Genomic DNA, 25,588 nt, shown 5'->3' with positions numbered 1-25,588 from the left:
TCATGTGCAGGCGCACCCCTTCAATTAGGCGGGTCGATAGAACCCGAGTCACTTGGCCCGAGGGTCGAGAGCGTCCCGCAGCCCGTCACCGAACAGGTTGAAGGCGAGGACGGTGATGAAGATCGCCATACCGGGAATGATCATGTACATCGGGTCCGAGGAGTAGATCGGCACGGCGAGGGTGAGCATGCCGCCCCACGAGGGGGCGGGCGGGATCACGCCGACGCCGAGGAACGACAGGGCCGCCTCGAACAGGATGTTGGTCGGGATCAGCAGGGTCGAGTAGACCAGGATCGGCGCGACCAGGTTCGGCAGGATCTCCTTGAAGAGAATGTAGGAGTTGCGGGCGCCCATGCTGCGCGCCGCGTCGACGAACTCGCGTTCGCGCAGCGACAGCGTCTGGCCCCGGATGATGCGGCCGATGTAGGGCCAGTTGAAGAACCCGATGACGATGACGAGCACCGACACGCGGAGCCCGTTTCCGCTCATCCCGAACGCTCCGTCGGAGACGACGCCGACCAGGGCGATCGCGAACAGCAGCAGCGGGAAGGCCAGGAAGGCGTCCATGGTGCGGCTGATCACGTAGTCGACCCAGCCGCCGAAGTAGCCGGCGGTGATGCCGAGGACCGTGCCGAGCACCACCGACATCAGGGTGGCCAGGAACGACACCAGCAGGGAGATCCTGGCGCCGTGCACGATGCGGGCCAGCATGTCGCGGCCGGTGCCCGGTTCGACGCCGAGCCAGTGGTCGCTGCTGATGCCCGAGTGCCAGAACCCGGACTTGGGCCGGTTGTAGGTCGGGTCGATCAGGTTCTGGTGGTAGGCCAGCGGGTTCTGCACGAAGTACGGGCCGAAGATCGCGATCAGGATCAGCAGGACCACCACGACGGCGCCGGTGAGCGCGACCTTGTCGCGCTTGAGCCGCATCCAGGCGATCTGCCCAAGGGAGCGCCCTTGGATCTTCTTGCGGTCGACACCGGTGAGCACCGATTCCGGTTGCGCCTCGGTGTCGGATCCGGTCACCTCGATGGGTGCGGCCACGCTCCATACCTCCTACCGTCAGGCCACTGGTTCGGCCACGCCGCCGACGCGTGGCCGGCCGCGGCGGAGATCATCCGCTGCTTCCGTGCGCGTCGCGCCGCGTTCGCTGAAGGGAAAGGTAGCCCTTCGGGCACGACTGTCCATCCGTGAGCCGACTCACGCCAGTACCCGTATCTGACTTGTGATCTCGTCGTCATCTGGGGAACACGCACCGAGACACCACATCGGACAAATCGCCCGAATAGTACGTTCCACGCAGTACCGGCGGACACTCCGAGCCGGTCTAGACCGCGAAACTTTACCGTACCGAGTCCGATCCGATATCGATTCTCCGCAGGTCAGCGTCTTGCAACAGGAAAACGGCGGGCCGGGACGCCCTCGCGTCGTGCGAGGGCGTCCCGGCCCGCCGTGTCGCGCGGGAACAGGGTGGCCGGAGGGTCAGGAGATGCCGCGGTCGCGCAGGATCTTCTCGATCTCGGCCATCTCCGGGTCGCCGCCGCCCGGCGCGGGCCCCTCCACCGACCTCTTCGGCTTCGCGGACCGCCCCGCCGCCTTCGGCTCCCCTGCGGCGGCCTTGCCCCCGCCCGCCGCGCCGGCGCGGCGGCTGATCATGGCGCCGGAGGTCATGTAGAGCAGCACGGCGAGCCCCGCGACCGCGACGCCCGCCCACTTGACGGGGCTGAACGCCAGGTCGACGAAGAACTCCGTCACCCCCGTCATCGCGGCCGCCAGCGGCACCAGGGACAGGGCGGCGCCGCGCAGGCCGGTGCCCGCGCCGCGCCGGCGGTACACCCCCCAGCTGATGACCAGCCCGACCAGGGTCACTCCGAGGCTGATCGCGAAAATGGCTGTGTCGGTCATGCCGGCCCCTCATTCCTTACGGTGATGCCTCGCCGAACGCCTCTCATCCTCGGCGGCCCGCGCCAGGTGACGGCCTGGGCGGCAGGCCGGATGGAAGCCTTCACTCCCATCGTCACACGCCCGGGGCCGTTTCCGATCCTCCCGGCGGACGGTTTGCGGCGGGCCGGTCTCCTCCTCCCGCGTGACCCGTCCCTGAGGGACCACCCCGGGGGTATCAGGCGGCGGCTCCCGTCACGGGGGCGGGCGGCCGTCCCTCACGCGCCGGCGAACGGCGGCAGTGACCGCAGCGTCGCCAGGCTCACCTCGCGCAGCGACGCGACCACGACGCGGCCCGGCACGGGCGGGATCGGCAGGACGCCGGGGACCGCGACGGTGACGCAGCCCGCCGCCTCCGCCGCCGCGACGCCGTTCGGGGAGTCCTCCAGGACGACGCAGCGGGCCGGATCGGCGCCGAGCCGGGCGGCGGCGGTGAGGTAGGGCTCGGGGTCGGGCTTGGTCCGCGACACCTCGTCGCCGGCGACGCTGAGCGCGAAGTGCTCGCGGCCGACCGCGTCCAGCACCGGTTCGATGAGCCGCCGGTGGCTGGAGGACACCAGCGCCGCGGTGACCCCGGCGGCGCGGATCTCGGAGAGCAGGTCCTTGGCGCCGGGCATCATCGGGACGCAGGTCCCGAGCCGCTCGGCCATGCCGTCCAGCATCCGCCGCCCCACCTCCCCGGGGTCGGCGTCCGCGCCGGTCAGCTCCAGCATGTAGCGGACGGCGATGTCCAGGGAGCCGCCGACGAGCCGTTCCTGGTGGGCGGGGCTCCATTCGCCGCCCAGCCAGGCCATGACCTCCGACTCGACCTCCAGCCAGACGCGCTCGGAGTCGATGAGCAGGCCGTCCATGTCGAACAGCACGGCCTGCGGGCCGCCACGGGTCACGTCGCTCCTTCCTTCTTGGACGGGGTGTGCAAAGAGACGGTGACGGATGGGTCACCGGACCGATACCGTGCCCTCAGTAAACTACTACCCGGTAAGGAACGGCATGAGCGCGTACCGCACCATCCTCGTCGGCACCGACGGCTCGGACTCCTCCTTCCGCGCGGTCGACCGGGCGGCGCAGCTGGCCGCCGCCACCGGCGCCACCCTTCTGCTCGCCTCCGCCTACAGCCCCATGCCCGAGCGGGAGCGCGCCAACGCCGCGGACCGGCTCGGGGACCTCGCCTACAAGGTGCAGGGTTCCACCCCCGCCGACGACGCGCTGCGGGCCGCGCGGGAGCGGGCCGTCGCGGCGGGCGCCCTCGACATCGACGAGGTCGCCGTCGAGGGCGATGCCGTGGACGTCATCTCCAGGCTGGCCAAGGACCGCGGCGCGGAGCTCGTCGTGATCGGCAACCGCGGGCTGAACAGCCTGGCCGGCCGGCTCCTGGGGTCGGTCCCGGCGAACCTGTCCCACCGCTCCCCCTGCGACGTGCTGATCGTGCACACGACGGACGGAAAGTAGCCGGGTTCCGCCGCGGGCGTTCAGGGCGGGGGTCTGCCGCCGGGAGGGTGGGGTAGGTCAGGGGCAGGACGTAGGCTGACAGCCACCGATCATGAGCGGGGCCCCCGACCCCGGGAATGACGGCCCCCGTCGGTGACGCTGTACCTGGGCGTCGGAAGGAGGCAGCGCGTGGTCGAGCTCGAAAGCGTGCCGGAACTCGTCGATCCGGTGCTCGTGGCCGCCTTTGAAGGGTGGAACGACGCCGGGGAGGCCGCCAGCGGGGTGATCGCGCACCTGGAGTCCACCTGGGAAGCGGTGCCCATCGCCGAACTCGACCCCGACGACTACTACGACTTCCAGGTCACCCGCCCGATCGTGGAGATGACCGAGGGCGAGACCCGCGGCATCACCTGGCCGACCACCCGCGTGTCGTGGGCGCGTCTCCCGAACGGCAAGGACGTCGTCCTCCTGCACGGGATCGAGCCGAACATGCGGTGGCGGTCGTTCTGCCGCGAGCTGATCGGGCTGATGCTGGAGCTGGAGATCCGCAACGTGGTGCTGCTCGGCGCGCTGCTCGCCGACTCGCCGCACACCCGGCCGGTGCCGGTGACCGGGGCGGCGTCCGAGGCGGGGCTCGTCGGCGCGCTGCACCTGGAACCAGCCCGCTACGAGGGGCCGACCGGCATCCTCGGGGTGCTGCAGGAGGCGTGCGCCAGGGCCGACCTCGACACGGTGTCGCTGTGGGCCGCGGTCCCCCACTACGTCGCCCAGCCCCCGTCGCCCAAGGCGACCCTCGCGCTGCTGCGCCGCGTCGAGGACCTCCTCGACGTGACCGTCCCGCTCGGTGAACTGCCCGAGGAGGCCCGGGCCTGGGAGCACGGCGTCAACGAGCTCGCCGAGGAGGACTCCGAGGTCGCCGAGTACGTCCGGACGCTGGAGGAGCAGAAGGACGCCACCGAGCTGCCCGAGGCGAGCGGCGACGCGATCGCCCGCGAGTTCGAGCGCTACCTGCGGCGCAGAGATCCCGGCCGGGGCTGAGGCCCGGGGTTACACTCGGTCGTGTCCGTTTCCCGGTGATGGCCCGCGCACGCCGCCAAGTGCGTTCACAATGATCGTTTCTTCTCCGGAGGGCGGTGGCGCCCGGGGCCGGTGAGCCGCCCCCGGGGCGGCCCGGCGATCCGGGTCCGGCCCCCGCGCGAGCTGCGCCGCCAGCGGCGCCGCCGTTCCCATCCCTGCTGGGACCATCTCATCGCCGCGCCGCTGTGGCCGCTGCACGGCGCCAACCTCGGGACCCTTCTGCGCACCTGCGACGCGGTCGGCGCGTGCATGGCGGTCCCCCGGTTCTCATGGGTGCCGGACGCGCTCGCACGCGGCAACACGCTCCGCCGCCCCGCCTGCGTCCACTGGGTGAACGACCCGGTCGGCTGGCTGGAGCGCCGGCGGGACGCCGGTTCGCGGGTCGTCGGGGTGGAGCTGGCCGACGAGGCGGTCCGGCTCGCGGACCTGCCGGCGGCGCGCGTGCCGACGGTCGCGGTGCTCGGTCACGAGCAGTCCGGCATCCCCGGTGAGGCGCTCGACCTGCTCGACCTGGCCGTGGAGATCCCCATGGTGGGAGGCGGGAGCAGCCTGAACGTGGCCGTCGCCGGCTCACTGGTGCTGTACAAGCTGGCGGGCCTGCTGTGACGGCGGCCGCGCCGGCGGCCGGACGGAAGGGGTCCCCGGCGGCAGGTCAGAGCGCGACGCCGAGGAGGGCGTCGGCGATGGCCTTGACCTGGGACGGGGCGGTTTCGTCGGCGCCGCCGGCGGCGGCCCAGGCGTCGATGGCCGCCAGTGCGGCCGGGGCGTCCAGGTCGCCCGCCAGGTGGTCGCGGACGGCGGCGGCCACCGGCGCGGCGGGCGGCCCGGACGCGCGGGTCACCGAAGCGCGCCAGCGGTCCAGTCGTGCCTGCGCCTCGTCCAGCCCGCGCGGCGTCCACTCCCAGTCGGCGCGGTAGTGGTGCGCGAGCAGCGCCAGCCGGATCGCCATCGGGTCGGTCCCGGCCTGCCGCAGCTTCGACACGAACACCAGGTTGCCGCGCGACTTCGACATCTTCTCGCCGTCCAGGCCGACCATGCCGGCATGGACGTAGGCGCGGGCGTGCGGGCGCTCCCCGGTGGCGACCTGGGCGTGGGACGCGCTCATCTCGTGGTGCGGGAACGCGAGGTCGGAGCCGCCGCCCTCGACGTCGAACGTCATCCCGAGGTACTCGACGGAGATCGCCGAGCATTCCACGTGCCAGCCGGGGCGGCCCTCGCCGAACGGCGAGTCCCAGCCGGGCTCACCGGGGCGCCTGGCCATCCACAGCAGGGCGTCGAGGGGGTCGCGTTTGCCCGCGCGGTCCGGGTCGCCGCCGCGCTCGGCGAACAGCGGCGCCATCGCCTCGCGGGTCAGCCGGCTGACCCGCCCGAACGCCGCGTCGGCCGCGACGGGGAAGTAGACGTCGCCGTCCACCTCGTAGGCGGCGTCCCGGCCGCGCAGCTTCTCGATCATCTCGATGACCAGCGGGATCGCCTCGACCGCGCCGATGTAGTGGTCGGGCGGCAGGATCCGCAGCGCGGTCATGTCGTCGCGGAACAGCTGGATCTCCCGGTCGGCCAGTTCCCGCCAGTCCTCCCCCGTCTCCCGGGCACGTTCCAGAAGCGGGTCGTCGACGTCGGTGGTGTTCTGTACGTAGTGCACCCGGTGGCCGGAGTCGCGCCACACGCGGTTGACGAGGTCGAACGCGAGATAGGTGTTGGCGTGGCCGAGGTGGGTCGCGTCGTAGGGGGTGATCCCGCACACGTACATCCGGGCTGTGCCGCCGCCGGCTACCGCACCGGGGACGGGGCCCGCGGGACGCGTCGTCCCCGTCCCCGTGTCGTGCAGGCTCAGCGGCCGCACCGCGGCGGGCAGCCCCATGTCGGGAAGGCTGGGGACATCGGAGGCGGACCACGATCGCATACGGAAAGCTTATCCATGCCCAGCTCGCGGGGTTACGCCGAGATCATTGGTAAGTGTCCAGGACCGTCCGGATCGGACGGCCGACCGCCAACGCGGGGCGGGCTCATGTGGCGCGGACGCGGGGGTCCAGGACCGAGTAGCCGATGTCCACCAGCAGGTTCGCGACGATCACGCACAGCGTCACCAGCAGCGTCACCCCGATGATCACCGGGGTGTCGCCGGCAGCGATGGAGTGGTGCACGAGCTGGCCCACGCCCTGCAGCCCGAACACCTTCTCGGTGACGATCGTGGAGCCGATCAGCGCGCCCAGGTCGATGCCGAACTGGGTGAGGACGGGCGTCATCGCGGGCCGCAGCCCGTGCCGTCCGACGACGCGTCGCTCCGGCAGGCCCTTGGCCCGCGCCGTGCGCACGTAGTCCTCGCCGAGCACGTCCAGCATCGCCCCGCGGGTGAGGCGCGCGTAGGCGGCGAGCATCAGGAACGCCAGCGCCGCCCACGGCAGGACCATCCGGCGCAGGAAGTGCTCCTGCAGCGGCGGGCCGGCCTCGAAGAAGCCGATGCCGCTCTCGCCGAGCCGGGTCGCGAACACGTACAGCAGGGCCAGCGCCATCACGAACGGCGGCGTGGACAGGCCCACCAGCACGAACGCCGTCGCGGCCCGGTCCCACAGGCTCCGCGCCCTGGCCGCGCTGAGCACGCCGAGGGCGACGCCGCCCGCGAACCACAGGATCCCCGCTCCGGCGACCAGCCACAGCGTCGTGGGGAGCCGGGCGGCGATCAGCGCCGTCACCGGCGTCCCGTTGATGTAGGAGTCGCCGAGGTCGCCGTGCAGCAGCCGCCCGGCGAAGCTCCAGTACTGGACGAGGAGCGGCCGGTCCAGGCCGAGGTTGGCGCGGATCTGGTCCAGGGTCTCGGTGGTGGCGCGGGGCCCGCCGATGACCCGCTCCACCGGGACGGGCGACACGTGCAGGAACACGAACACCAGCGTCGCCACCAGCCACAGCACGATGAGCGCGTGCAGCAGGCGGCGGGCGGCGAAACGCGCCATGGCGGCTCACCTCCCCCCGGCGGCGCGGTCGCGCGGGCCGAAGGCGTCGCGGACGGCGTCGCCGAGCAGGTTGAACGACAGCGTGGTCGCCAGCAGCAGGACGCCGGGGGCGGCCAGCAGCCACCACGCCGTCTGGAACACGTCGCCGCCCTCGCCGAGCATCGACCCCCAGCTCGGCATCGGCGGGCGCACCCCGGCGCCGAGGAACGACAGCGTCGCCTCGAACACGATCGCCGCCGGCACCAGCAGCGCGGTCAGCACGGTGACCGGCGCGGTCAGGTTCGGCAGGATCTCCACCACCATGATCCGCGCGTCGGAGGCGCCGAGCAGCCGGGCCGCCTCGACGAACTCCCGCCGCCGCAGCGCCAGCACCTGGCCGCGGATGACGCGGGCGAACGCCGCGGCGGAGAAGAACGCGATCACCAGGATCGTCATGGCGAGGCCCGCGCCGACCGAGGACGGCTGGAAGGTGGTCGACAGCAGGATCGCCACCAGCAGGTAGGGCAGCGCGAGCGTGATGTCGATCAGCCGCGACAGCAGCGTGTCCACCGCGCCGCCGGCGAACCCCGCGAACGTCCCGGCGAGGGTCCCGGCGACGGAGGCCAGCAGCGCCGCCGACACCCCGACGGCCAGCGAGATCCGTGCGCCGTAGGCGGCGCGGACCAGGACGTCGCGGCCGAGCTGGTCGGCCCCGAGCGGGAACTCGCCGCCGGGTCCGCGCGGCTGCCCGTCGGCGTCCAGGCCGGTCCGGGGGAACGTCGCGTCGTAGGGGTGGCCGGTCAGGTGCTCCCAGAGCGGTGCCAGCGCCGCGAACGCCACGATCAGCAGCAGCACGGCGATGGACGCGACGGCGGCCCGGTCGCGCCTCAACCGATCCCAGGCGAGCCGCGACGGGCCGCGGCCCCGCACCCGTTCGGGCCCGGTGGCGGGACGGGCCCGCGGCGGCGCGGCCCCGCCCCCGTCCGCCCGGTCCGGGCCGGGTGCGCCGGACGTGCCGCCGCCCGGTCCCCGGTGTGTCGGCTCCCGCGCAGCGGGCTCGGCGTAGCCGCTCATCCCTCCGCCTCCGGGAGCCCCGGTCCGGTGGAGGCCCCGGTTCCCCGTCCGCCGTTCCCGGTCTCCGCGGGCGGCCCCCGCGATCCCGCGGAGATCGCATTGAGTGGCCAACGTAGCACCGACCGTCACGGTCCCGCGGCCGCGATGCCGAAACGGTCATGGGCCGCCGGGGCCGCCCTACAGGACGCGGGTCCAGCCGGCGGCGTCGCCCGGGGCGGCGGAGAAGTCGTAGCGGACGCCGGTGGCGGTGAGCGCGACGAGGGTGACGGAGGTGGTGCCCCAGACGCGGCCGTCGCCGAGGTCGAGCAGGGGCAGCAGGGCCCGGTGGTCGGCGCGGGGCAGGCCGTCGCCGTTCACCAGCGCCAGCCACGGCTCCCACGCCCGCTCCACAGGCTCGTCGCCGCCGGGCACGGGACGCGGCGCGGCGGCCAGGCGCGGCCGGAAGTGGGCGAGCCGCGCCGTCATGTAGGCGTCCTCGGTCTCGCCCTCCTGCTGGCCCTCGCCCTCCAGCCCGCTGTTGACGATCATGTGCAGGCCGGGGCCGAGGTCGCGTTCGGTGAGGGCGGCGCCGTCCCAGCTCCACAGCCGCACCCGGCCGGGTTCGGCGCCGACGAGGTGGAACGGGTCGAACGCCGGCAGGCCGGGCCGGCCGAGCTTGCCGTCGGCGGCCACCCGCAGCGGCAGCCCGCCGCGGGACACGCGCCCGTCCTCGGGCGCCATCCGGCCGCGTCCGTTCAGGACGAGCGCGGCGCGGGGCGCGTCCGGGTCCACGGCGAGCCAGGTGCCGCCGGCGCGCAGGTCGCGCCCGCCGACGAGCCCGGGGTGGTCCGGCCAGTGCCGGCCGGGCGGCTCCCAGTCGCGGGCGACGAACTCGTCCCGCACGCCGACCAGCAGGACGGGGACCGGGGAGGCGGGATCGACACTGATGATCGCCGTGCACATGCCCCAATTGGAGCATCTGCCGCGAATCGCCAGAACCCCGGGGGTGCCTGCTCCACCGCGCGGGCGCCGCGAAGGCGGCCGCCCGGCGGAGACGGCGGCGGCCGGGCGGGCCTTTACGCGCCGCCCCGGCGGCGGCGGGGCAGGATCAGCAGCGCGGCGGCGCCGAGCATGACCATCGCCGACGCCACCAGGGCGTACGTCGGCAGCCCGTCGGGGCTGCCGGTGTTCGGCAGGCTTCCGCCGTCGCCGGCGCCCGTGCCGGTCCCGCCGTCTCCGCCGCCGTCACCGCCGCCGTCGTCGCCTCCGCCGCCACCCGTGAAGGTGAGCGGGACCTGGGCGGTGTTGGCGTCCATGTTGGCGCCGAGCGCGGTCACGGCGATGACGCAGGCGCCCGCCTTGGACGCGCACGTCGCGTCCCCGGCCTTCGCGGCCAGCTTGATCTTCGCCTCCTTGGATCCGTCCTTGGTGAGGAACTCGCCGGCGCCGTTCGAGGTGCCCTGCACCGCGCCTCCGCTGTCCTGGGACGCGCAGTCCGAGGGCAGCTTGGGATCGGGTTCGCACAGGCCGAGGGTGACGAAGGTCTCCCCAGGGGTCAGGCCGGTGACCGTGACGGTGACGGTCTGGCCCGCCTTCAGCCCGGTGGTCTCACTCACGCCGATCTTCGGTGCGGCCAGTGCGGGCTGCGCGAGCGCCAGCACGCACGCACCCGCGATCGCGGCGATGGCACCGGTACGGCGTCGGACTCGGATCATGATGTGCTCCTTGCGTGGGGGGGAGTGTTGCGGCGCTGGACGATGACGGCGGCGGCACCGGCGCCGGCGATGAGGACGAGGGTCGCGGCCCACAGCGGAGCCGAGGGGCCGCCCGTGCCGGGTCCCGGGGCGGCCGCCGTGGCGGGCGCGGCGGCGACGGCGCCGCCCTTGAACGCCGACCCCTTGAAGCCGACGCGGACGATCGCGGTGTTGGCCTCGATGACGGCCGGCGGGCTGGTGTCGGGCAGCGGTGCGGCTCCGATGACGCACTGGCGGGTCATGCAGTCGATCTCGCTGAACTTCGAGTGCGCCTTGAGCGTGACCCCGGTGAAGGCGCCCTTGTCGTCGATGTTGACGAACGTGGCCCCGCCGCCGAGGTCGCAGTCCGTGAGGCCGTTGGCGTAGCCCTCCTTGCACAGCCCGACGGCCACCGCCTTCAGGCCGGGGCGGAATCCCGTCCCGGACACCGTGATCCGCTCGCCTTCGGACAGGTCGGTGAACCTGCTGACCTGGATGGCGGGCGCGTCCCCGCCGGGGGCGGCGGCGGGCGCGGCGGGCGCCGAGAGCGCGAGGGCGGCGAACGCGAGCACGATCACGGGGCGGCGTCTCCTGCGTCGGGGTTCCCCGGCAGCAGCCGGCGGACCTGGTCGGGCGTGGGCCGGGCGAGTTCGGCGACGACGCGTCCCCGGTCGAGGACGTAGGCGCGGGAGACCAGGTCGAGGAGCGCGGGAACCGGGCGGCCGGTGACGACGACGGCGGTTCCGGACGCGGCGAGGCGGCGCAGCACGGTGCCGGCCGCGTCGCCGCGGGGGCCGTCGGCGACACCGTCCGCCAGCAGCAGCCTCGGGCGGGTCAGCAGCGCCTCGGCGAGGCCGAGCAGGTCGCGATCGGGTGCGCCGAGAGCGCCCGCGGGCTCGGTGCGGCGCCGGTGCAGCGCCGGGAAGACCTCCAGGACGGCGCGGGCGGACGCGGCGGGGTCGGCGTGGCCGAGCGTGTGGGCGTGGCCGGCGAGGCGGCCGGCGACGGTCCGCCCGTCCGCGTCCGCGTCTGCGCCCGCGTTGGCGCCCGTGTCCGGGACGGACTCTGCGAGGTGGTACAGCCCGAGCCGCATCCGCCGCCCGGCCGGGACCGCCGCCAGGTCGGCGCCGCCGAGCCGGACCCGTCCCCGCACGGGGACGTTCCCGGCCAGTGCGGCCAGGAGCGTCCGCGAGCCGGCGCCGAACACCGCGACGCACTCGCCCGCGTCCACGCGCACCATGATCCGGCGGAGCGGCACCGGGGTGCGCCGCACCGACAGGGCACGCACGTCCAGGAACGACGGTTCGACGGCCGGGCCGCGGACGCGGGCCGCCAGTACCGCGCCCGCGGCCACCGGGACGGCCGTCAGCGTCACCGCCGAGCCCTCCGCGATCACCTCGCGCAGGAGGGCGGCGCAGCCGTATCCGGCGAGGCCGCCGAGCACGGCGGCCACGGCGGTGAGCGCCGCGGCGGCCGGGCGCCGGTCGTCGGGCAGCGGCCGCAGGACCGCCCGGTCGAGCGCGGCGGCCGCCAGGCATCCGGCGGCGGCCGCCACCGCGAAGCCCGCCGCCAGCCGGGCCGGGCCGGGCGCGGTCGCCATCAGCACCGGCGCGGCGGCCGCGGCCAGCAGCAGCCACGGCACGGCGCGCACGGAGGCGGCGGCGCGCCGCAGCACGGCGACCAGCGCGACGGCCGCCGTCAGCCCCCAGGCCAGATGCCGGACGGGTTCCTCGGCGACCAGGTTCCACCGGAACGTCAGCAGGTGCAGGCCGGCGGCGACCGGGACCGCCGCCGCCCAGCCGGTCAGCGCGTACGCGGGGAGCGCCGCACGCACGTCCCGTTCCTTCACCGCGTCCCGGAGGCGGGCGGCTGCGCGGTCCCCCGCGGCCGGGTCCTGCGCGCGGGGCGCGAGCACGGCCGCGACGGCGAGGACGGCGCCCACCACCCCCGCGGAGACCAGCGCGGTACGGGGCGAGCCCGACAGGGACGACGCGAGCCACGCCGCCCCGGCGACCCCGGCCAGCGCCGCGGCCTGCCATCGGGCGAGGGCGCCGGGGGACTCCAGCCGCGCGGCGGAGGCGCGGGCGACGGCCAGCGGCGGCCCGCCGAGCAGCCCCGCCGCCATCAGCGCCGTCGCGAAGACGGGGACGGCCGGGACCAGCCCCGCCACCGCGACGGCGAGCGCGGCGCAGGCGCCGGTGACCGCGGCGAGGCCGGGCGCGGGCATCCGGCGGACCAGCCACAGGGCCGCCGGGAGCGCCGCGCAGGCGAGCACCAGCCCGGTCAGGCCGATGTAGGTGACGACGTCGCCGGGAACCCCGACGGCGCCGCCGAGCGCGTCGGCGAGCAGCAGCACGGTCCCGGCGGCCAGCGGGCCCGCCGCGGCCGCGGCCGTCGCCCCGGCCCCCGCGACGGCGGCCCGGGGGGCCGGGGCGCGGCGGCGGGCGTACGCCCGCGTCGTCGTCGGGCCCGTCATCGCGCCTCTCCCGGGGACGAGGACAGGAACCGGTCCAGCGCGTCGACGTCGACCTGCCGGAGCTCCCCGCCGCGCCGCTCCTCCAGGTAGCCGAGGAGCGCGTCGCGGTCCACCACGTACGCGCCCGACGGCGACCGCGTCATCGCGTCCAGGTAGCCGATCAGGTCGTCGATCTCCACGGTCCCGGCGGGACCCGGGGCCGCCCGGTGGTGCGCCGGGCTCTCACCGGCGGCGGTGGCGGCCCCGGGCGCCGGGGGCACGGCGCCCTGGCGGCGGCGCCGGCGGCGGGCCGCGCGGCGGCCCAGTGCGAGCCGGATGCCGAGCAGCAGCAGCATCGCGGCCAGCAGGTTCACGCCGAGCAGACCCCAGGGGTAGGTGCTGAAGGACGTTTCGAACGGCACCTGTCCCGCGTACCGGCCGCCGACCACGAAGGTGCCGAACGACGCTCGCGGCAGTTCCACGGGGACGCGGTAGGTGGCCGTCTCACCGGGTTTCAGCACGCCGGTCCCGGGGGCGGTCAGGGGGGTGTCGGGGACGCCGCCGGCACCCCAGCCGACCACCAGCGGGGCGTCCTCGATGGGGTCGGCGCCCGCGTTGCGGATCTGCAGCACCAGCGTCCGCCGGGGCTTGCCGCCGAACAGCTCGCCCCGTCCTCCCCCGCCGACCAGTTCGGCGCCGACCACGTCGGCGCGCACGGGCACGACCTCGGGGACGATGGCCCGGACGGGGTGCCCCAGCACGGTGAACGGCGTGTCGACGGTCGCCGGGATCCCCGTCCCTCCCGGGAGGGTGCTCACCCGGACGACGCACGGGCACGCGGACGGCGGCGCGCCCACGGTGAGGCCCGCCTCGAACGCCCCGGTGGGGGCGACCATGGCGGTGACGGCCCGTCCGGTGTCGCAGTCGGCCGACCCGTGCACGGCCCTGGCGCCGCAGACCTGGACCTGGACGGTCGATCCGGGCGTCCATCCGCTGCCGCGCACCCGGGCGGAGGTGCCGGCGGCCGCCCGGGCGGGTTCGACGCTCACGCCGGGTCCGGTGCGGGCGGACGCGCCCGCGGGCACCGCCGGGACGAGCGAGGCGGCGAGCAGTGCGGCCGCGGCGGCGCGGGAAAGAGTTCTCATCCGAAGATCCCCTCGCCGCCGGAGGCCAGGCCGGCCCGTTCCCGCCAGCGGCGGATGAGCCTGGGCAGCACCGACCACACCACGAACACCGTCCCGACCAGGACCAGCAGCGCAGCCCACGGCACCGCGGTGAACTGCGTCTGCCCGCGGGCGCGGAGGCCGTCCCCCGCGGTCAGCTCGACCCGGACGGTGACCGCGTCCAGCGGCGGGACCCCGTTCCACGGAACCGTGATCTCCGTCCGCTGGCCGGGCAGGATCTCGGGCAGGCGCCGGTCGGGCCACCGCTTGACGCGGCGGCCGAAGACCCCGGTGGCCCACACGCGGGCGGTGGGCGAGATCCGCTGGTTGCCGGTGTTGATGACGGTGTACCGGATCGTCCCCCGGCTCCGGTGGACGTAGGGCACCAGCGGCTCGGTGCGGGCGGTGTCCGGCCCGCCGATCCGCAGGCCGGGGGTCAGCGGCCCCGCGACGCGCAGGTAGACGCGGGCGCCGACGGCCCGCCGCACGCCGACGCGGGCGCCGCCGCTCTCCTGGACGCTCTCGATCGCGGTGTTGAGCGCGACGATGCCGCCGATGTGCTCACCCGGCGTGGCGTTCTCGGGGATCTTCAGGGTGAAGGGGACCTTCACGGCCTTGTTCGCCGGGACCTTCAGCGTCCCGTGCTTCAGGGTGATCCAGGCGCCGACGCCGCGGCGCGGTTCCCCGGCGGTGCGCAGCGCGAACCCGGCGTCGCGGGGCGTGTTGTAGGCATCGGCCCCGTAGAGCCGGAAGGTGAGGGGCCCGTCCGTCAGGTTGGTGACCCGCACGGTGTCCTGGACGGTCTCGCCGGGCGGCGCCTCGATGGCGAAGGCCGGCCGGGCCGCCGCCGCGCCGCTGCCGTTGACGGGCCCCACCGACCACGATCCGTTCCCGGTCGCGGGAGGGACCATGGGAGGAGGGGCGGGTTCGGCGGCCCGCGCGATGCTCCGGCCCGGCGGGGTTCCTCCGGCGGCCGCGGCGGCTCCGGCCGCGGCGGCTCCGCCCGGCAGGGCGGCACCGGTCGCGGACAGGGCCGCCGCCGCGACGGCGGCGATCCGGAGGCACGGTCTCATGGATCACCTCGGTGCGGCCGGGAGGGCGGCGGGCGCGGCGCCGCCCCCCGGCCGCGGTCGGTGCGGATCGGGATCCGGCGCGGATCAGGACAGGGTGAGGGTGAGGACGGCGGTGTACTCGCCGGCACCGGTCACCGGCGGAACCGTCAGGTTCAGCGCGGCCCCGGCGGTGTAGGTGCCGCCGACGATCTGCCCGGCGCCGTCCGGGCCGCTGCACAGCGTGGCGGCGGTGGTGTCGTCGAGCGCGCCGGCGCTGCCGGCGACGACGGCGCCGGCGCCCGCGGCGGGCGTGCACGACGGCGTCCACGACAGGTTCCCGGCGGGGATCTTCGTCCCGGCGGCCGAGGAGAAGTCGGTCAGCGTGCCGGTCAGCGACCAGCCGGTGGTGCCGCCCCGCGCGTCCACGACCGTGACCTCGCGCAGGTCGCCCGTGGCGCTTTGCTGGGTGCCGTTCAGCGTGACGGGGGTCAGTTCGACCTCGCCCGCCTCGCGGGCCATGGTCAGCGGGCCGCCGTTGACGGTCAGGTTGATCTTCTGCTCATCGCAGCGCTCGGCCGGCCGGCCGGCGCATTCGCCGGTGGGCGGCGCGGTCTTCTCGGTGACGTTCAGCGCGGCGCTCTGGCTGACGGCGCCCTGGGTGATGACGATGGTCCGGGATCCGGCGGCGGCCGTGCCGGCGACGGTCGCCGAGGCGGTCAGCATGCCGGTGCCGTCCACCGAGGCGGTCACGTCGGTCAGGTCGCCCGCCGCGCACTGGGCGCCGTTGGCGTCGCACAGCGCGACATCGACCGCGCCGGGCTGCCAGCCCGCACCGGTGAGGGTGATGCCGCCGCCCTGGACGACGGTGGGCGGGGTGACCGAGACGCTGGGGCCTGCGGCGTCGACGCCGATGGTGGCCAGCGGCTCCGGGGCGCTCTTGGGCGTGCAGGTGATCGTCGCCTGGGCGCCCGCCTCGGCGACGATCGTCAGGGCCGCGGGGGCGAGGTGGACGTCCCCGGCGGCGCCGAGGGTGAGGGTGCCGGTGGCGGTGCCGATCGGGAGCTCCCCGTACGCGGGGACCGGCCCGGTCCGCTCCGGGACGGAGATGTCGACCGAGCCCGTCTGGGCGCCGGAGACGGTGAGCGAGCCGGTGGTCGTCCACGAGTTGACCGGCAGCGGCGCGACCCCGGGGAGGTTGGAGAAGTCCGCCTCGACCGTGACCTCGTCGCCGACGCCCGCCGACGCGGGGGCGGTGACGGTCACGGTCGCGTCGTAGTCGAACGTGGAGCCGAAGATGGTGCAGGAGTAGGGGACCTGGCCGGTCGCGGCGTGCGCCGCGGCGGCCACCGCCGGCGGGACCACCACCGCTCCGGCGGCCGTGACCACCGCCGCCGCACCGCGCAGTGCCGTTCGTCTGGATCTCATCGCGTGCCGCTGCTCCTTCCCAGCCGGCCGCCCCGCCGGGACGGCGGGACGGGGAATCCGGGCAGCTGGATGCCGCACCACCGGTCCGCCATCCGAACCAGCGCCCTGCCCACGACCTCTGTTCCGCACAGGGAAACAAAGTTTCGCAAGGTGCACATAGCGAAGCCGGTACGCGCGCACCGTGTCAAGACATCGGCCGGGCGAAACACAATCGTTTCATGTAGGGAATCGTCGTTTCCCTTTCGAGCCGTTACCGTTCCACACCATGCGCACGGTGCTGCGAGGACTGGCCGAGGCACTGGTGACCGCGGGCCTGCTGCTCGCCCTCTTCGTCGGCTACCTGGCGTGGGGCACCGGGCAGTACACGCGCGGGCAGCAGGGCGGTCTCCAGGACGACCTGGAGCGGAAGTGGAGCGCGACCCGCGCCCGGCAGGCGGCCGCCGCCGCCGGGACGGGTTCCGGCCGCGGCGGCGCCGGCGCCGCGGCGAAGAAGACCCCCGTCCCGGCCGAAGGCGAGGCGCTGGCGATCCTGCGCGTCCCGCGCTTCGGCGCGTCCTACCGGTACGCCGTCATCGAGGGCGTCGGCGTCGATGACCTGCGCCGGGGTCCGGGCCACTACCCGGGGACGGCCGGGCCCGGCGAGGTCGGGAACATGGCGATCGCCGGCCACCGCACCACCTACGGGGCGCCGTTCGACCGCAACGGCGAGCTGGGGCGCGGGGACGAGATCCTGGTGGACACCGCCACCACCACCTATGTCTACGAGGTCACCGGGCGGGTCGTCGTGCGGCCCGGGCGGACCGACGTGACCGCGCCCGTCCCGCGCAGGCCGGGCCGCAAGCCCGTCAAGCGGATGCTCACCCTGACCACCTGCCACCCGAAGTTCTCCGCGGCCTACCGCCTGGTGGTGTTCGCCGAGCTGGAGGGGCGGCGCGCACGCACCGCCTGACCCGGCCGCGGTCTGCTACCGTTCCCCACAAGGAAACGGCGTTTCGCAAATCTCGTGAACCGGGAGGCGATGTGGGAGCGCATCCGCACGGCTGGTGGATCCTGCTGCACGTGGTCCTGTTCGTCTTCTGGCTGGGCGGCGACCTCGGCGTCTTCTACTCCAGCCGGTACGTCCTGCGGCCCGATCTGACGCCGGCGGCGCGCTCGGCGGCGCTGCAGATCATGAGCGGGCTGGACCTCGGACCCAAGATCTGCCTGGTGCTGTTCCTCCCCAGCGGCGTGACGCTGATGGCGCTGGAGCCGCACGGGGCGGAGCTGTTCGGCGTGCCGGCCTTCGGCACATGGCAGGTCGTGCCGGTGTGGATGTTCGCGCTCGCCTGGCTGGCCGCCACCATCGCCGACCATCGCACGCACGGCCGGTTCCCGTGGGTGAAACGAGCGGACTGGACGATCCGCATCGTCCTGGCCGCCGCGCTCTGCGCGGCCGCGGCCTACACGCTGCTCGCCGCCGAACCGTTCGGGGTGGCGACCAACCCGCGCTGGCTCGGCGCCAAGGTCGCCCTCTACACCATCGCCCTGCTGTGCGGCCTGGGCATCCGCCTGACGCTGCGCCCCTTCGGGCCCGCGTTCGGCGCGCTGATGGGCGGCGGCTCCACACCCGAGGTGGAGCGGACCCTCAAGCGGTCGGTGGACGGCTGCCTGCCCTACGTGTTCGGCATCTGGGCGGCGGTGCTGGGCGCCGCCGCGCTCGGCGTCCTCAAGCCGGGCGCCCACCTGTGACATGGCCCCCGCCGGTGTGGCCGAGCTGAGCGGAGACCTGGGCGGCGGCCTCGACGACCAGCGGGGCGCACTCGCTCATCCGGGGCTTGAACCTGGTCAGCGGCCCGGACGCGCTCAGCGCCGCGATGACCCGCCCGTCGTGGTCGAAGATCGGGGCCGCGACCGAGGCGGTGCCCTCCTGGCGCTCGCCCGTCGAGCCCGCGTACCCGCGCTTGCGGATCACCGTGAGCTCCTTGCGCAGGCGCTCCTCGTCCACGATGGTCCGCTCGGTCAGCGCCTCGAGCGGATGGCGCTCCAGATAGCCGTCCACCTCGGCGTCGTCGAGGAACGCCAGGATCGCCTTGGACGAGCTCCCGGCGTGCAGCGGGTAGGGGATGCCGAGGCTGACCTCGACGCGCAGCTCGTGGGGCCGGACGACCTGGTCGACGTACAGCCGCGTGTCGCCCCGCCGGATCGACAGCGTGGCGGTCTCGCCCACCCGCTGGGCGAGGCGGCGCAGCTCGGGGGCGGCCATCGCGCGCAGGTCCATCCGGGCCAGGTAGGCGCGGCCGAGCGCGATGGCGGCGTGCCCGAGGGCGTAGCGGCGGGTGCCCGGGTCCAGGGTGATCAGCTCGCGGCTGCGCAGCGCGGTCAGGATGCGGTGCACGGCCGCCTTGGTCAGCCCCAGCTCGGTGGCGATCTCGGTGACGCCCAGGTCGGGGCGCGAGCTGCGGCCGAACAGCAGCAGCACGTCCATCGCGCGCTCCACCGCCGCGATCGAGCGGCTCTGGCCCTCGCCGCCCTCGGACGCGCGTTCGGCCTGGTTCGTAGCACTGCGCGGCACTGCGGCTCCTTCGCGGGACGTCGGGACGGGCGCCCAGTTTAGGGCAAGGCGTTTCCCGCAGGGAAACACCGGCGCGCGGCCGTTGACATGGCCGGACGGCCATCGTTACCGTGATCGATACGATGTTTCCATATGCGAAACGAAGGGCCGATGCCGTGGGGGTCGACGCGGAGACCTTCCGGACGGTGCTGGGCCAGTGGCCGACGGGCGTCGCGGTCGTCACGACCACCGCCGGGGACGGCTGGCACGGCATGACCGCGAGCTCGTTCAGCAGCGTCAGCCTCGACCCGCCGCTGGTCCTCGTCTGCCTCGCCCGCGACATCCACACCCACGCGCTGGTCGAGCGCAGCGGCATCTTCGCGGTCAGCTTCCTCGGCAAGGACCAGGCCGCGATCGGGCACCGCTTCGCGGGCCGCGAACCCGGCGACCGGTTCGCCGGGCAGCCCTGGGCGGCCGCGCCGACCGGCGCCCCCGTGCTGGGGGCCGCGCTCGGCTGGCTGGACTGCCGGGTCGCGCACGCCTACCCGGGCGGCGACCACACGATCTTCGTCGGGGAGGTCACCGCCGCGCGCGTCCCGCGCCGCACCGCCCCGCTGCTGTTCCACTCCCGCACCTGGGGGCAGCTCGCCGACCCGCTCCCCGACACGGTCGGCATCGCCGACACCGGCCTGGCCGCCGCGCTGCACCGCAGGCTCCGCGCCCACGGCACCGCCGCGTCCCGCGTCTCCCCCGCCGAGGCGGCCAGGCTGCTGGCCTCGGTGCGCGACGCCGGCGTCCGGCTCCGCGGCCCCCTGCCCGCCGGGCCCGCGCCCGGCGGATCGGTGACGGCGGGACCGTTCCCGGCGGGATCGGTGCTGGTGGAGGACGAGACCCGGCTGGCGCTCGTACCGCCCGGCGCCGGCCTCGTCGTGGAGGTCGTGGACGGGCCCTGCGCGCCGGACCTCGTCAGGGCCGCCCGCCTGCGCGGCCTCGCGGCGGTGGGACGCGTCCCGGACGCCTTCCGCGCCGACCGGCACGCCGCCGTGCTCGCCGCGGTCGACCGGTTCGCCGAAGCGGGCTGCGCCGAGATCGCGCTCGACGAGGGGCCCGCCGCCGCGTCACCGCTGCGCGTCCGCGACGTGCTCCAGGACGCGGTCGCCCGGACACGGCCGCTGACGCAGCGCGTGCGCCTGCGCGAATCCCGCGGCCTGGGCCTGGTCAACGCGCTGACCGCCATGAAGAGCGGAGTGCGGCACTTCGACGTCACCCTCGGCGGCGTCGACGGCGGCCTGTGCGCCGAGGACGTGCTGTTCCTGGCCGCCCAGCTGGAGGTGGCCACCCCGATCGACCGGGCCGCCCTGGCGGCGGCCTCCGCCGACCTGGAGGCGATCTGGGGCGCGGCCCTGCCGGGCCGCGCCCACCGGGTCGCGTCCTGACCATCGTGAAAGGAATCGCCCAGAGATGCTGACCGGCGAACGGCTCATCGAGAACATGACCGAGCCCGAACGCGAGCGCGCGGCCCGCGTCGAGAAGGTGCTGCCCGCGCTGCGCGAGGCCGCCGCGCGGGCGGACGCCGAGGCCGCGTTCCCCTCCGGGCACATCGACCTGATCCGCGAGGCCGGGCTGCTCGGCCTCGTCGTGCCCGAAGAGCACGGCGGGCTCGGCGGCGGGCTGCGCGACCTGGCCGCCGCCACGTACGCGATGGGGAGCGCGTGCCCGTCCACCGGGCTGTCGTTCTTCTTCCACAACACCAGCGCCTCGCGCGGGCTGCTGCCGCTGGAGGCGATCGAGGCGGGGCTGTTCACCGGCGAGGAGGCCGAGCCGGTCCGGGCGTTCGCCGAGAAGGTCCTGACGCGGATGGCCGGCGGGACGTGGACGGCCAACTTCGCCAGCGAGGAGGTCAAGAGCTCCGGCGCCAACATCGCGATCGCCACGACCGCGGTCCCGGCCGGGGGCGGCTGGACGCTCAACGGCGTCAAGTCGTTCGGCTGCGCCACCGGCGTCGCCGACACCTACCTGGTGACCGCGCGGCTGGACGGGACGACCGGCGCCGACGGCCTCGCGCTGTTCCTGGTCCCCCGGGACGCGCCGGGCGTCGCGTCCCGCACCCCCTGGAACGGTCTCGGGATGCGCGCGTCCAACAACCACGGCATCACGCTCACCGACGTGTTCGTCCCCGCGGACGAGGCGCTGACCGTGCCGGGCTCGTTCGTGCGGATGCTGACGATGAGCCGGGGCAGCTTCGTCGGCAACCAGCTGGCCATCTCGGCGTGCTACCTCGGCGCCGCGCAGTCGGTCTACGACTTCGCCCTCGACCGCCTCACCCGCGCGACGTTCGCCGACTCCGGCCGCCCGATCGCCTCCTCCCCCATGCACCAGGTGATCATCGGCGACATGACGGAGCGGCTGGAGACCGCCTACCTGTGGATCCGCCGGCAGCTGCAGCTGGAGACCTCCACCCCGCCGCTGCTGCCCAAGCAGGACGTGTACCGGCAGTGGCGGATCGCCAAGGGCGACATCGCCGAGTCGTGCTTCCAGGTCGTGCTCGGCGCGTTCAAGGCGTGCGGGACGTCGGCGGCGACGCTCGACGGCGTCATCGGCCGGGCCATGCGCGACCTGGCGATGGGGCTGGTGATGACGTTCCCCGCCGAACGCGGCAGGCTGGAGGCCGCGCAGATCGTCACGGGGGCCAGGGAGAACGAGTTGTTCGCGAGCGTCGAGAAATGACACCGCCGCACCGCGACCTGGTCGCCGGTGGATGGGCCGACTGCGGCGGCCGCCTGGACCTCGTCCTGGAGGACCCGGCGACCGGCCGCCCGCTCGGGCCCGCCCCGGCCACCGGCGGGTACCGCGTCGAGTGCGCCCTGGCCGCGGCCGAGGCGGCGGCGGAGGGCTGGGCCGCGCGCGGCGACCGCGCCGAACTCCTCGACGCCGTCGCGGACGGGCTGGAAGGGGTGCTCGGCGAGATCGTCCGGCTGGAGGCGTCCGCGACCGGCGTCCCCATCCGCCAGGCCGCGCCGCTCGGCATGATCGTGACCGGGTCCTTCCGGCTGGCCGCCGAGCAGCTGCGCGGCGGCACGGGCGAGATTCTGCGCCGCGAGGACGGCCGCGCCGTGCACGTGCGGCGGCTGCCGTGGGGGCCGGCGCTGTGCCTGGTCCCGTGGAACGCGCCCGCCCCGATGGCGGCGCACAAGGTCGCCAACGCCCTGGCCGCGGGATGCCCCGTGATCCTCAAGCCCAGCGAGTACGCCCCGCACGGCACCCAGGTCCTCGCCGGGGCCGTCGCGGACGTCCTCGCCGGACGGGACGTGCCCGGCGGCGTGTTCCAGCTCGTCCACGGGGACGCGGCGACCGGCGCCCGCCTCACCGGCGACCCGCGGATCCGGGCGGTGTCGTTCACCGGCGGCGCCGCCGGCGGCCGTTCCGTCGCCGCCGCCTGCGCGGCCGGGCTCAAGCCCGTCCAGCTGGAACTCGGCGGCAACAACCCCCTGGTCGTCATGCCGGACGCCGTCCCCGGCCGCGCCGCCCGCGCGGCCGCCGACCTGCTGACGACCCTCAACGGCCAGTGGTGCCGCGCCCTCGGCCGCCTCATCGTCCCGGCGGAATCGCAGGACGCGATCCTGGAGGAGATCGCCGGGCGCCTCTCGGCGCTCCGCGCGGGCCCGCCCCTGGACGAGGACACCGACCTCGGCCCCCTCGTGCACTCACGCCACCGTGCCCTGGTGCGGGGCAGGCGCGACGCGTTCGGCGGGCGGGTCATCGCCACCACCGAGGTCCCCGCCGAAGGCAATTACCTCGCCCCCGCGCTGGTCACCGGAGTGGACCCCGGCGACGCCACCGAGGAGATCTTCGGGCCGGTCGCGACCGTCCACCCGTACCGGACGCTCGACGAGGCGGTGGCCCTGGCCAACGGCACCGCCTACGGCCTGGAGGGCTATGTCGCCGGCGCCGACGAGGACGCCGCGCTGGCCGTGGCCCGCCGGATCCGCGCCGGGGAGGTCAAGGTCAACGGGTCGAGCGTCATGAGCCTGCACCTGTTCGCGCCGCGTCCCGCCTGGGGCGCGTCCGGGCTGGGCGAGGAGGGCACCGCCGAGACCCTCCGCTTCTTCACCAACCCGCAGGTCGTGGGGGTGGAGAACGCCGGCGCCCTGCACGCCCGGGGGGACGCGTGACACCGGTCCTGGTCGCCGGCGCCGGCCCCGTCGGGCTGACGGCCGCGCTGGCGCTGGCCCGCCGCGGCGTCGCGGTGACCGTGCTGGAGGCCGGGGACGCGCTGGCCGCCGAGTCGCGGGCGTCCACCTTCCACCCGCCGTCGCTGGAGATGCTCGCCGGTCTCGGAGTCCTGGACGAGCTGATGGAGCGCGGCCGGATCTCCCGCACGTTCCAGTACCGGGAACGGCGCGGCGGCGTCATCGCCGAGCTGGACCTGTCGCTGCTGTCGGGCGACACCCCCTACCCGTTCCGCGTCCAGTGCGAGCAGGGCAGGCTCACGCCGCTCCTGCTGGCGCACCTGCTGGAGGCGGGCGGCGAGGTGCGGTTCGGGGCGCGGGTGCACGACGTCCTGACCCACGCAGGCGGCGTCCAGGTGACGACCGAGGACGGCGTCCCGTACCGGGGCGGCTGGCTCGTCGGCGCGGACGGCGCCGGCTCGGCCGTCCGGCGGTGCGCGGGCCTGAAGTTCGACGGGCTCACCTACCCCGAGCGGTTCCTCGTCGCGTCCACCCGCACCGACGTGGCGGCGCTGCTGCCCGGGATCGCGGACGTGAACTACGTGTTCGACCCCGACGAGTGGCTGGTGCTGCTGCGCACCCCCGACCACTGGCGGGTGCTGTTCCCCACCCCCGCCGGCACCCCCGACGCGGACGAACTGGCGCGGCTGCCGGACCGGCTGCGCGGCGTCGCCGACACCGGGTGGGACGTGGCGCACGCGAGCCTGTACCGGGTCCACCAGCGGGTGGCCGACCGGTTCCGGACCGGCCGGGTGCTGCTGGCCGGGGACGCCGCGCACGTCAACAACCCGCTCGGCGGGATGGGCATGAACAGCGGCATCCACGACGCCGTCCTGATGGCGGACGCGCTCGCCGGGGTGCTGGCCGGCGGCCCCGAGTCGGAGGTGGACGCCGTCGCCGCCGCCCGCCGCGACGTCGCGCTGACGTACGTGGGACGCGCGACCCACGCCAACTGGGAGCGGATGCGCGACCCCGGGCTCTACCACGCCGAACTGCGGGCCCTCGCCGCCGATCCCGGCGCGGCCCGGCGGCATCTGCTGCGCAGCTCGATGATCGCCTCCCTGCGGGACGTGGCGTGACCCGCGCCGGGCCGGGCGCCGAGATCGTCCGGGAGAACCCGGCGCGGCTCGGCGAGACCGTCGGCCGGGTGCCGGTGGCGGACGCCGCGGACGTGGACCGCGCCGTCCGGGCTGCCGAGGCCGCCCAGCGGGACTGGCGGGACGTCCCCGCCGCCGAACGGGCGGAGGCCCTGCGCCGGGCGGCCGCGGCGGTCGAGTCCGCCGGCGGGACGGCGGTGCTGCTCGCGCGGGAGTCCGGCAAGCCCCTGGCCGACTGCGAGGGCGAGATCCGGTTCGCCGCGGCGTACCTGCGCTGGGTCGCCGGCCACGCGCCCGCCGCGTACGCCGACCGGGAGGTGGACGACGCGGCGGGCCGGCTGCTCCTGCGGCACCGCCCGTACGGGGTCGTCGCCGCGATCACGCCGTGGAACGCGCCGGTCATCCTGGCGCTGCTCAAGGTCGGCCCGGCCCTCGCGGCCGGCAACGCCGCCGTGGTGAAGCCCTCGCCGCTGGCGCCGCTGGCCGTGGCGCGGGTGCTGGAGTCGTTCCCGCGGGACCTCGTCCACGTCGTGCACGGCGGCGCCGGGACGGGACGGGCGCTGGTGGCGCACCCGCGGGTCCACCGGGTGGCGTTCACCGGCGGCGCGGAGGCGGCGCGCGACATCGGCGCGGCCGCCGCCTCGGCGATCACGCCGTCCGTGCTGGAACTGGGCGGCAACGACCCGGTGGTGCTGCTGGACGACGCCCGCCTGGACGACGCGGCCATGGACCGGCTCGTCATGGCGTCCTTCGCGACCGCCGGGCAGGTGTGCATGGCCGCCAAGCGCGTCTACGTGCCGCGGTCGAGGTTCGCCGACGTCCGCGACGCCTACGTCGCGGCAGCCGCGCGCACCATCGTGCTCGGCGATCCGCTCGACGCGGGGACGACGGTCGGCCCGGTGATCTCCGCGGACGCGGCGCGGCGGGTACGGGGACTGGTGACCGGCGCGGCGCGGCGCGGCGCGTCGGCCACCGCGCTCGGCGCGGTGCGCGTCGACCTCGCCCGGGGCCACTTCGTCCGGCCGGCGCTGGTCACCGGGGCCGGCGACGACGACCCGGTGGTGGCCGGGGAGCAGTTCGGGCCGGTGGTGCCGCTGCTGCCCTACGACGGCGAGGACGAGGTACTCGCCCGCGCGAACGCCGGTGAGCTCGGCCTCGGCGCCTCGGTCTGGTCCGCCGACGAGGATCGCGCGTTCGCGTTCGCCCGCGGGTTCGAGGCGGGGTTCACGTTCGTCAACACCCACAACCGGACGGGCATGTCGCTGCGCGCGCCGTTCGGCGGGGTGAAGCGCAGCGGGCACGGCCGCGAGTACGGCACCGAGGGGCTGCTGGAGTACGTGCAGACGTGCGCCGTGCACGCTCCGGCGGCGTTCCGGGCGGGCGGCGCGGGCATGGGCGCGGGCGCCTACCCGTCCTGAGCATCGGCCCCTTCCCGAGGTCCGGCCCGTCCCGGGCAAGCGTTACCGGATCGCGCTCTG

The 25,588-nt window shown here is 75.3% G+C and carries 24 protein-coding genes; 10 read left to right on the top strand and 14 right to left on the bottom strand.

What is annotated here, in order from left to right:
* Positions 1-48: 48 nt before the first annotated feature.
* The 3 genes from ACGFIS_RS27910 to ACGFIS_RS27900 all read right to left on the bottom strand — a co-directional run bounded on the left by ACGFIS_RS27910 (position 49) and on the right by ACGFIS_RS27900 (position 2,825).
* Complete coding sequence (locus ACGFIS_RS27910; RefSeq protein WP_392904636.1) at positions 49-1,041, bottom strand: ABC transporter permease; 993 nt, start codon at positions 1,039-1,041, stop codon at positions 49-51.
* A 438-nt stretch (positions 1,042-1,479) separates the two neighbouring features.
* Entirely contained in the window at positions 1,480-1,902 is a 423-nt protein-coding gene (locus ACGFIS_RS27905) for a hypothetical protein (RefSeq protein ID WP_392904639.1), read from the bottom strand.
* A gap of 254 nt (positions 1,903-2,156) precedes the next feature.
* Positions 2,157-2,825, bottom strand: a complete 669-nt coding sequence (locus ACGFIS_RS27900) for an HAD family hydrolase (protein ID WP_392904641.1) — start codon at positions 2,823-2,825, stop codon at positions 2,157-2,159.
* Positions 2,826-2,928: 103 nt separating this feature from the next.
* Between ACGFIS_RS27900 and ACGFIS_RS27895 the strand changes: the two genes are divergently transcribed.
* The 3 genes from ACGFIS_RS27895 (at position 2,929) to ACGFIS_RS27885 (ending at position 5,049) form a co-directional block, all read left to right on the top strand.
* Positions 2,929-3,387, top strand: coding sequence for a universal stress protein (locus tag ACGFIS_RS27895; protein ID WP_392904644.1), 459 nt, complete (start codon positions 2,929-2,931; stop codon positions 3,385-3,387).
* Between the two features lie 168 nt (positions 3,388-3,555).
* Positions 3,556-4,404 (top strand): PAC2 family protein, encoded by an 849-nt coding sequence (locus ACGFIS_RS27890; protein WP_392904647.1) that lies wholly within the window; start codon positions 3,556-3,558, stop codon positions 4,402-4,404.
* Between the two features lie 111 nt (positions 4,405-4,515).
* Positions 4,516-5,049, top strand: coding sequence for a TrmH family RNA methyltransferase (locus tag ACGFIS_RS27885; RefSeq protein WP_392904650.1), 534 nt, complete (start codon positions 4,516-4,518; stop codon positions 5,047-5,049).
* 46 nt (positions 5,050-5,095) lie between these two features.
* On the opposite strand, the gene mshC is transcribed toward ACGFIS_RS27885, so the two are convergent.
* The 10 genes from mshC to ACGFIS_RS27835 all read right to left on the bottom strand — a co-directional run bounded on the left by mshC (position 5,096) and on the right by ACGFIS_RS27835 (position 16,254).
* Positions 5,096-6,346: a cysteine--1-D-myo-inosityl 2-amino-2-deoxy-alpha-D-glucopyranoside ligase gene (gene mshC, locus ACGFIS_RS27880; protein WP_392904653.1), complete on the bottom strand. Its 1,251-nt coding sequence runs from the start codon at positions 6,344-6,346 to the stop codon at positions 5,096-5,098.
* Positions 6,347-6,449: 103 nt separating this feature from the next.
* Entirely contained in the window at positions 6,450-7,394 is a 945-nt protein-coding gene (locus tag ACGFIS_RS27875) for an ABC transporter permease (protein WP_392973105.1), read from the bottom strand.
* Positions 7,395-7,400: 6 nt separating this feature from the next.
* Positions 7,401-8,447 carry an ABC transporter permease gene (locus tag ACGFIS_RS27870; protein ID WP_392973103.1) on the bottom strand — a complete coding sequence of 349 codons (1,047 nt, stop codon included), beginning with the start codon at positions 8,445-8,447 and terminating at the stop codon, positions 7,401-7,403.
* Between the two features lie 177 nt (positions 8,448-8,624).
* Complete coding sequence (locus tag ACGFIS_RS27865) at positions 8,625-9,389, bottom strand: NRDE family protein (protein ID WP_392904662.1); 765 nt, start codon at positions 9,387-9,389, stop codon at positions 8,625-8,627.
* 113 nt (positions 9,390-9,502) lie between these two features.
* The gene (locus ACGFIS_RS27860; protein ID WP_392973101.1) at positions 9,503-10,141 is read right to left on the bottom strand and encodes a neocarzinostatin apoprotein domain-containing protein; all 639 of its coding nucleotides are present in this window, start codon (positions 10,139-10,141) and stop codon (positions 9,503-9,505) included.
* Entirely contained in the window at positions 10,138-10,737 is a 600-nt protein-coding gene (locus ACGFIS_RS27855; RefSeq protein WP_392904666.1) for a neocarzinostatin apoprotein domain-containing protein, read from the bottom strand. The genes ACGFIS_RS27860 and ACGFIS_RS27855 overlap by 4 nt, the downstream gene beginning before the upstream one ends.
* Positions 10,734-12,635 carry a hypothetical protein gene (locus ACGFIS_RS27850; protein WP_392973099.1) on the bottom strand — a complete coding sequence of 634 codons (1,902 nt, stop codon included), beginning with the start codon at positions 12,633-12,635 and terminating at the stop codon, positions 10,734-10,736. Before ACGFIS_RS27850 ends, ACGFIS_RS27855 begins: the two co-directional genes overlap by 4 nt.
* Entirely contained in the window at positions 12,632-13,759 is a 1,128-nt protein-coding gene (locus ACGFIS_RS27845) for a hypothetical protein (RefSeq protein ID WP_392904672.1), read from the bottom strand. Before ACGFIS_RS27845 ends, ACGFIS_RS27850 begins: the two co-directional genes overlap by 4 nt.
* The gene (locus tag ACGFIS_RS27840; protein ID WP_392904674.1) at positions 13,756-14,850 is read right to left on the bottom strand and encodes a hypothetical protein; all 1,095 of its coding nucleotides are present in this window, start codon (positions 14,848-14,850) and stop codon (positions 13,756-13,758) included. The genes ACGFIS_RS27845 and ACGFIS_RS27840 overlap by 4 nt, the downstream gene beginning before the upstream one ends.
* A gap of 84 nt (positions 14,851-14,934) precedes the next feature.
* Entirely contained in the window at positions 14,935-16,254 is a 1,320-nt protein-coding gene (locus ACGFIS_RS27835; protein ID WP_392904676.1) for a hypothetical protein, read from the bottom strand.
* 265 nt (positions 16,255-16,519) lie between these two features.
* On the opposite strand from ACGFIS_RS27835, the gene ACGFIS_RS27830 reads away from it, so the two are divergent.
* Both ACGFIS_RS27830 and ACGFIS_RS27825 read left to right on the top strand, forming a co-directional pair.
* Positions 16,520-17,203 carry a class E sortase gene (locus tag ACGFIS_RS27830; protein ID WP_392973097.1) on the top strand — a complete coding sequence of 228 codons (684 nt, stop codon included), beginning with the start codon at positions 16,520-16,522 and terminating at the stop codon, positions 17,201-17,203.
* Positions 17,204-17,274: 71 nt separating this feature from the next.
* Complete coding sequence (locus ACGFIS_RS27825; protein ID WP_392973095.1) at positions 17,275-17,982, top strand: hypothetical protein; 708 nt, start codon at positions 17,275-17,277, stop codon at positions 17,980-17,982.
* Here ACGFIS_RS27825 and ACGFIS_RS27820 read toward each other — a convergent pair.
* Positions 17,960-18,805 carry an IclR family transcriptional regulator gene (locus ACGFIS_RS27820; protein ID WP_392904684.1) on the bottom strand — a complete coding sequence of 282 codons (846 nt, stop codon included), beginning with the start codon at positions 18,803-18,805 and terminating at the stop codon, positions 17,960-17,962. The two genes, ACGFIS_RS27825 and ACGFIS_RS27820, sit on opposite strands and share 23 nt — an antisense overlap.
* A 155-nt stretch (positions 18,806-18,960) precedes the next feature.
* Between ACGFIS_RS27820 and ACGFIS_RS27815 the strand changes: the two genes are divergently transcribed.
* The 5 genes from ACGFIS_RS27815 to ACGFIS_RS27795 are packed head-to-tail and all read left to right on the top strand — an operon-like array spanning position 18,961 to position 25,528.
* Positions 18,961-20,220 carry a flavin reductase gene (locus tag ACGFIS_RS27815; protein ID WP_392973093.1) on the top strand — a complete coding sequence of 420 codons (1,260 nt, stop codon included), beginning with the start codon at positions 18,961-18,963 and terminating at the stop codon, positions 20,218-20,220.
* 25 nt (positions 20,221-20,245) lie between these two features.
* Complete coding sequence (locus ACGFIS_RS27810) at positions 20,246-21,511, top strand: acyl-CoA dehydrogenase family protein (RefSeq protein WP_392904692.1); 1,266 nt, start codon at positions 20,246-20,248, stop codon at positions 21,509-21,511.
* The gene (locus ACGFIS_RS27805) at positions 21,508-22,956 is read left to right on the top strand and encodes an aldehyde dehydrogenase family protein (protein WP_392973091.1); all 1,449 of its coding nucleotides are present in this window, start codon (positions 21,508-21,510) and stop codon (positions 22,954-22,956) included. Before ACGFIS_RS27810 ends, ACGFIS_RS27805 begins: the two co-directional genes overlap by 4 nt.
* Positions 22,953-24,092, top strand: coding sequence for an FAD-dependent oxidoreductase (locus ACGFIS_RS27800; protein ID WP_392973090.1), 1,140 nt, complete (start codon positions 22,953-22,955; stop codon positions 24,090-24,092). The genes ACGFIS_RS27805 and ACGFIS_RS27800 overlap by 4 nt, the downstream gene beginning before the upstream one ends.
* Positions 24,089-25,528, top strand: coding sequence for an aldehyde dehydrogenase family protein (locus ACGFIS_RS27795; protein ID WP_392904701.1), 1,440 nt, complete (start codon positions 24,089-24,091; stop codon positions 25,526-25,528). Before ACGFIS_RS27800 ends, ACGFIS_RS27795 begins: the two co-directional genes overlap by 4 nt.
* Positions 25,529-25,588 lie beyond the last annotated feature (60 nt).

This window comes from Spirillospora sp. NPDC048824, from assembly GCF_043198455.1.
Classification (GTDB): Bacteria; Actinomycetota; Actinomycetes; order Streptosporangiales; family Streptosporangiaceae; genus Spirillospora.
The sequence above is the reverse complement of the archived record's forward strand: the minus strand, read 5'-3'. Positions and strand labels throughout refer to the sequence as shown.

Excerpts from the sequence above, each read along its gene's own strand:
- ACGFIS_RS27905 (WP_392904639.1), bottom strand. The coding sequence starts at position 1,902 with ATGACCGACACAGCCATTTTCGCGATCAGCCTCGGAGTGACCCTGGTC.
- ACGFIS_RS27895 (WP_392904644.1), top strand. The coding sequence starts at position 2,929 with ATGAGCGCGTACCGCACCATCCTCGTCGGCACCGACGGCTCGGACTCC.
- mshC (WP_392904653.1), bottom strand. The coding sequence starts at position 6,346 with ATGCGATCGTGGTCCGCCTCCGATGTCCCCAGCCTTCCCGACATGGGG.
- ACGFIS_RS27875 (WP_392973105.1), bottom strand. The coding sequence starts at position 7,394 with ATGGCGCGTTTCGCCGCCCGCCGCCTGCTGCACGCGCTCATCGTGCTG.
- ACGFIS_RS27870 (WP_392973103.1), bottom strand. The coding sequence starts at position 8,447 with ATGAGCGGCTACGCCGAGCCCGCTGCGCGGGAGCCGACACACCGGGGA.
- ACGFIS_RS27865 (WP_392904662.1), bottom strand. The coding sequence starts at position 9,389 with ATGTGCACGGCGATCATCAGTGTCGATCCCGCCTCCCCGGTCCCCGTC.
- ACGFIS_RS27860 (WP_392973101.1), bottom strand. The coding sequence starts at position 10,141 with ATGATCCGAGTCCGACGCCGTACCGGTGCCATCGCCGCGATCGCGGGT.
- ACGFIS_RS27850 (WP_392973099.1), bottom strand. The coding sequence starts at position 12,635 with ATGACGGGCCCGACGACGACGCGGGCGTACGCCCGCCGCCGCGCCCCG.
- ACGFIS_RS27845 (WP_392904672.1), bottom strand. The coding sequence starts at position 13,759 with ATGAGAACTCTTTCCCGCGCCGCCGCGGCCGCACTGCTCGCCGCCTCG.
- ACGFIS_RS27840 (WP_392904674.1), bottom strand. The coding sequence starts at position 14,850 with ATGAGACCGTGCCTCCGGATCGCCGCCGTCGCGGCGGCGGCCCTGTCC.
- ACGFIS_RS27835 (WP_392904676.1), bottom strand. The coding sequence starts at position 16,254 with ATGAGATCCAGACGAACGGCACTGCGCGGTGCGGCGGCGGTGGTCACG.
- ACGFIS_RS27830 (WP_392973097.1), top strand. The coding sequence starts at position 16,520 with ATGCGCACGGTGCTGCGAGGACTGGCCGAGGCACTGGTGACCGCGGGC.
- ACGFIS_RS27810 (WP_392904692.1), top strand. The coding sequence starts at position 20,246 with ATGCTGACCGGCGAACGGCTCATCGAGAACATGACCGAGCCCGAACGC.
- ACGFIS_RS27805 (WP_392973091.1), top strand. The coding sequence starts at position 21,508 with ATGACACCGCCGCACCGCGACCTGGTCGCCGGTGGATGGGCCGACTGC.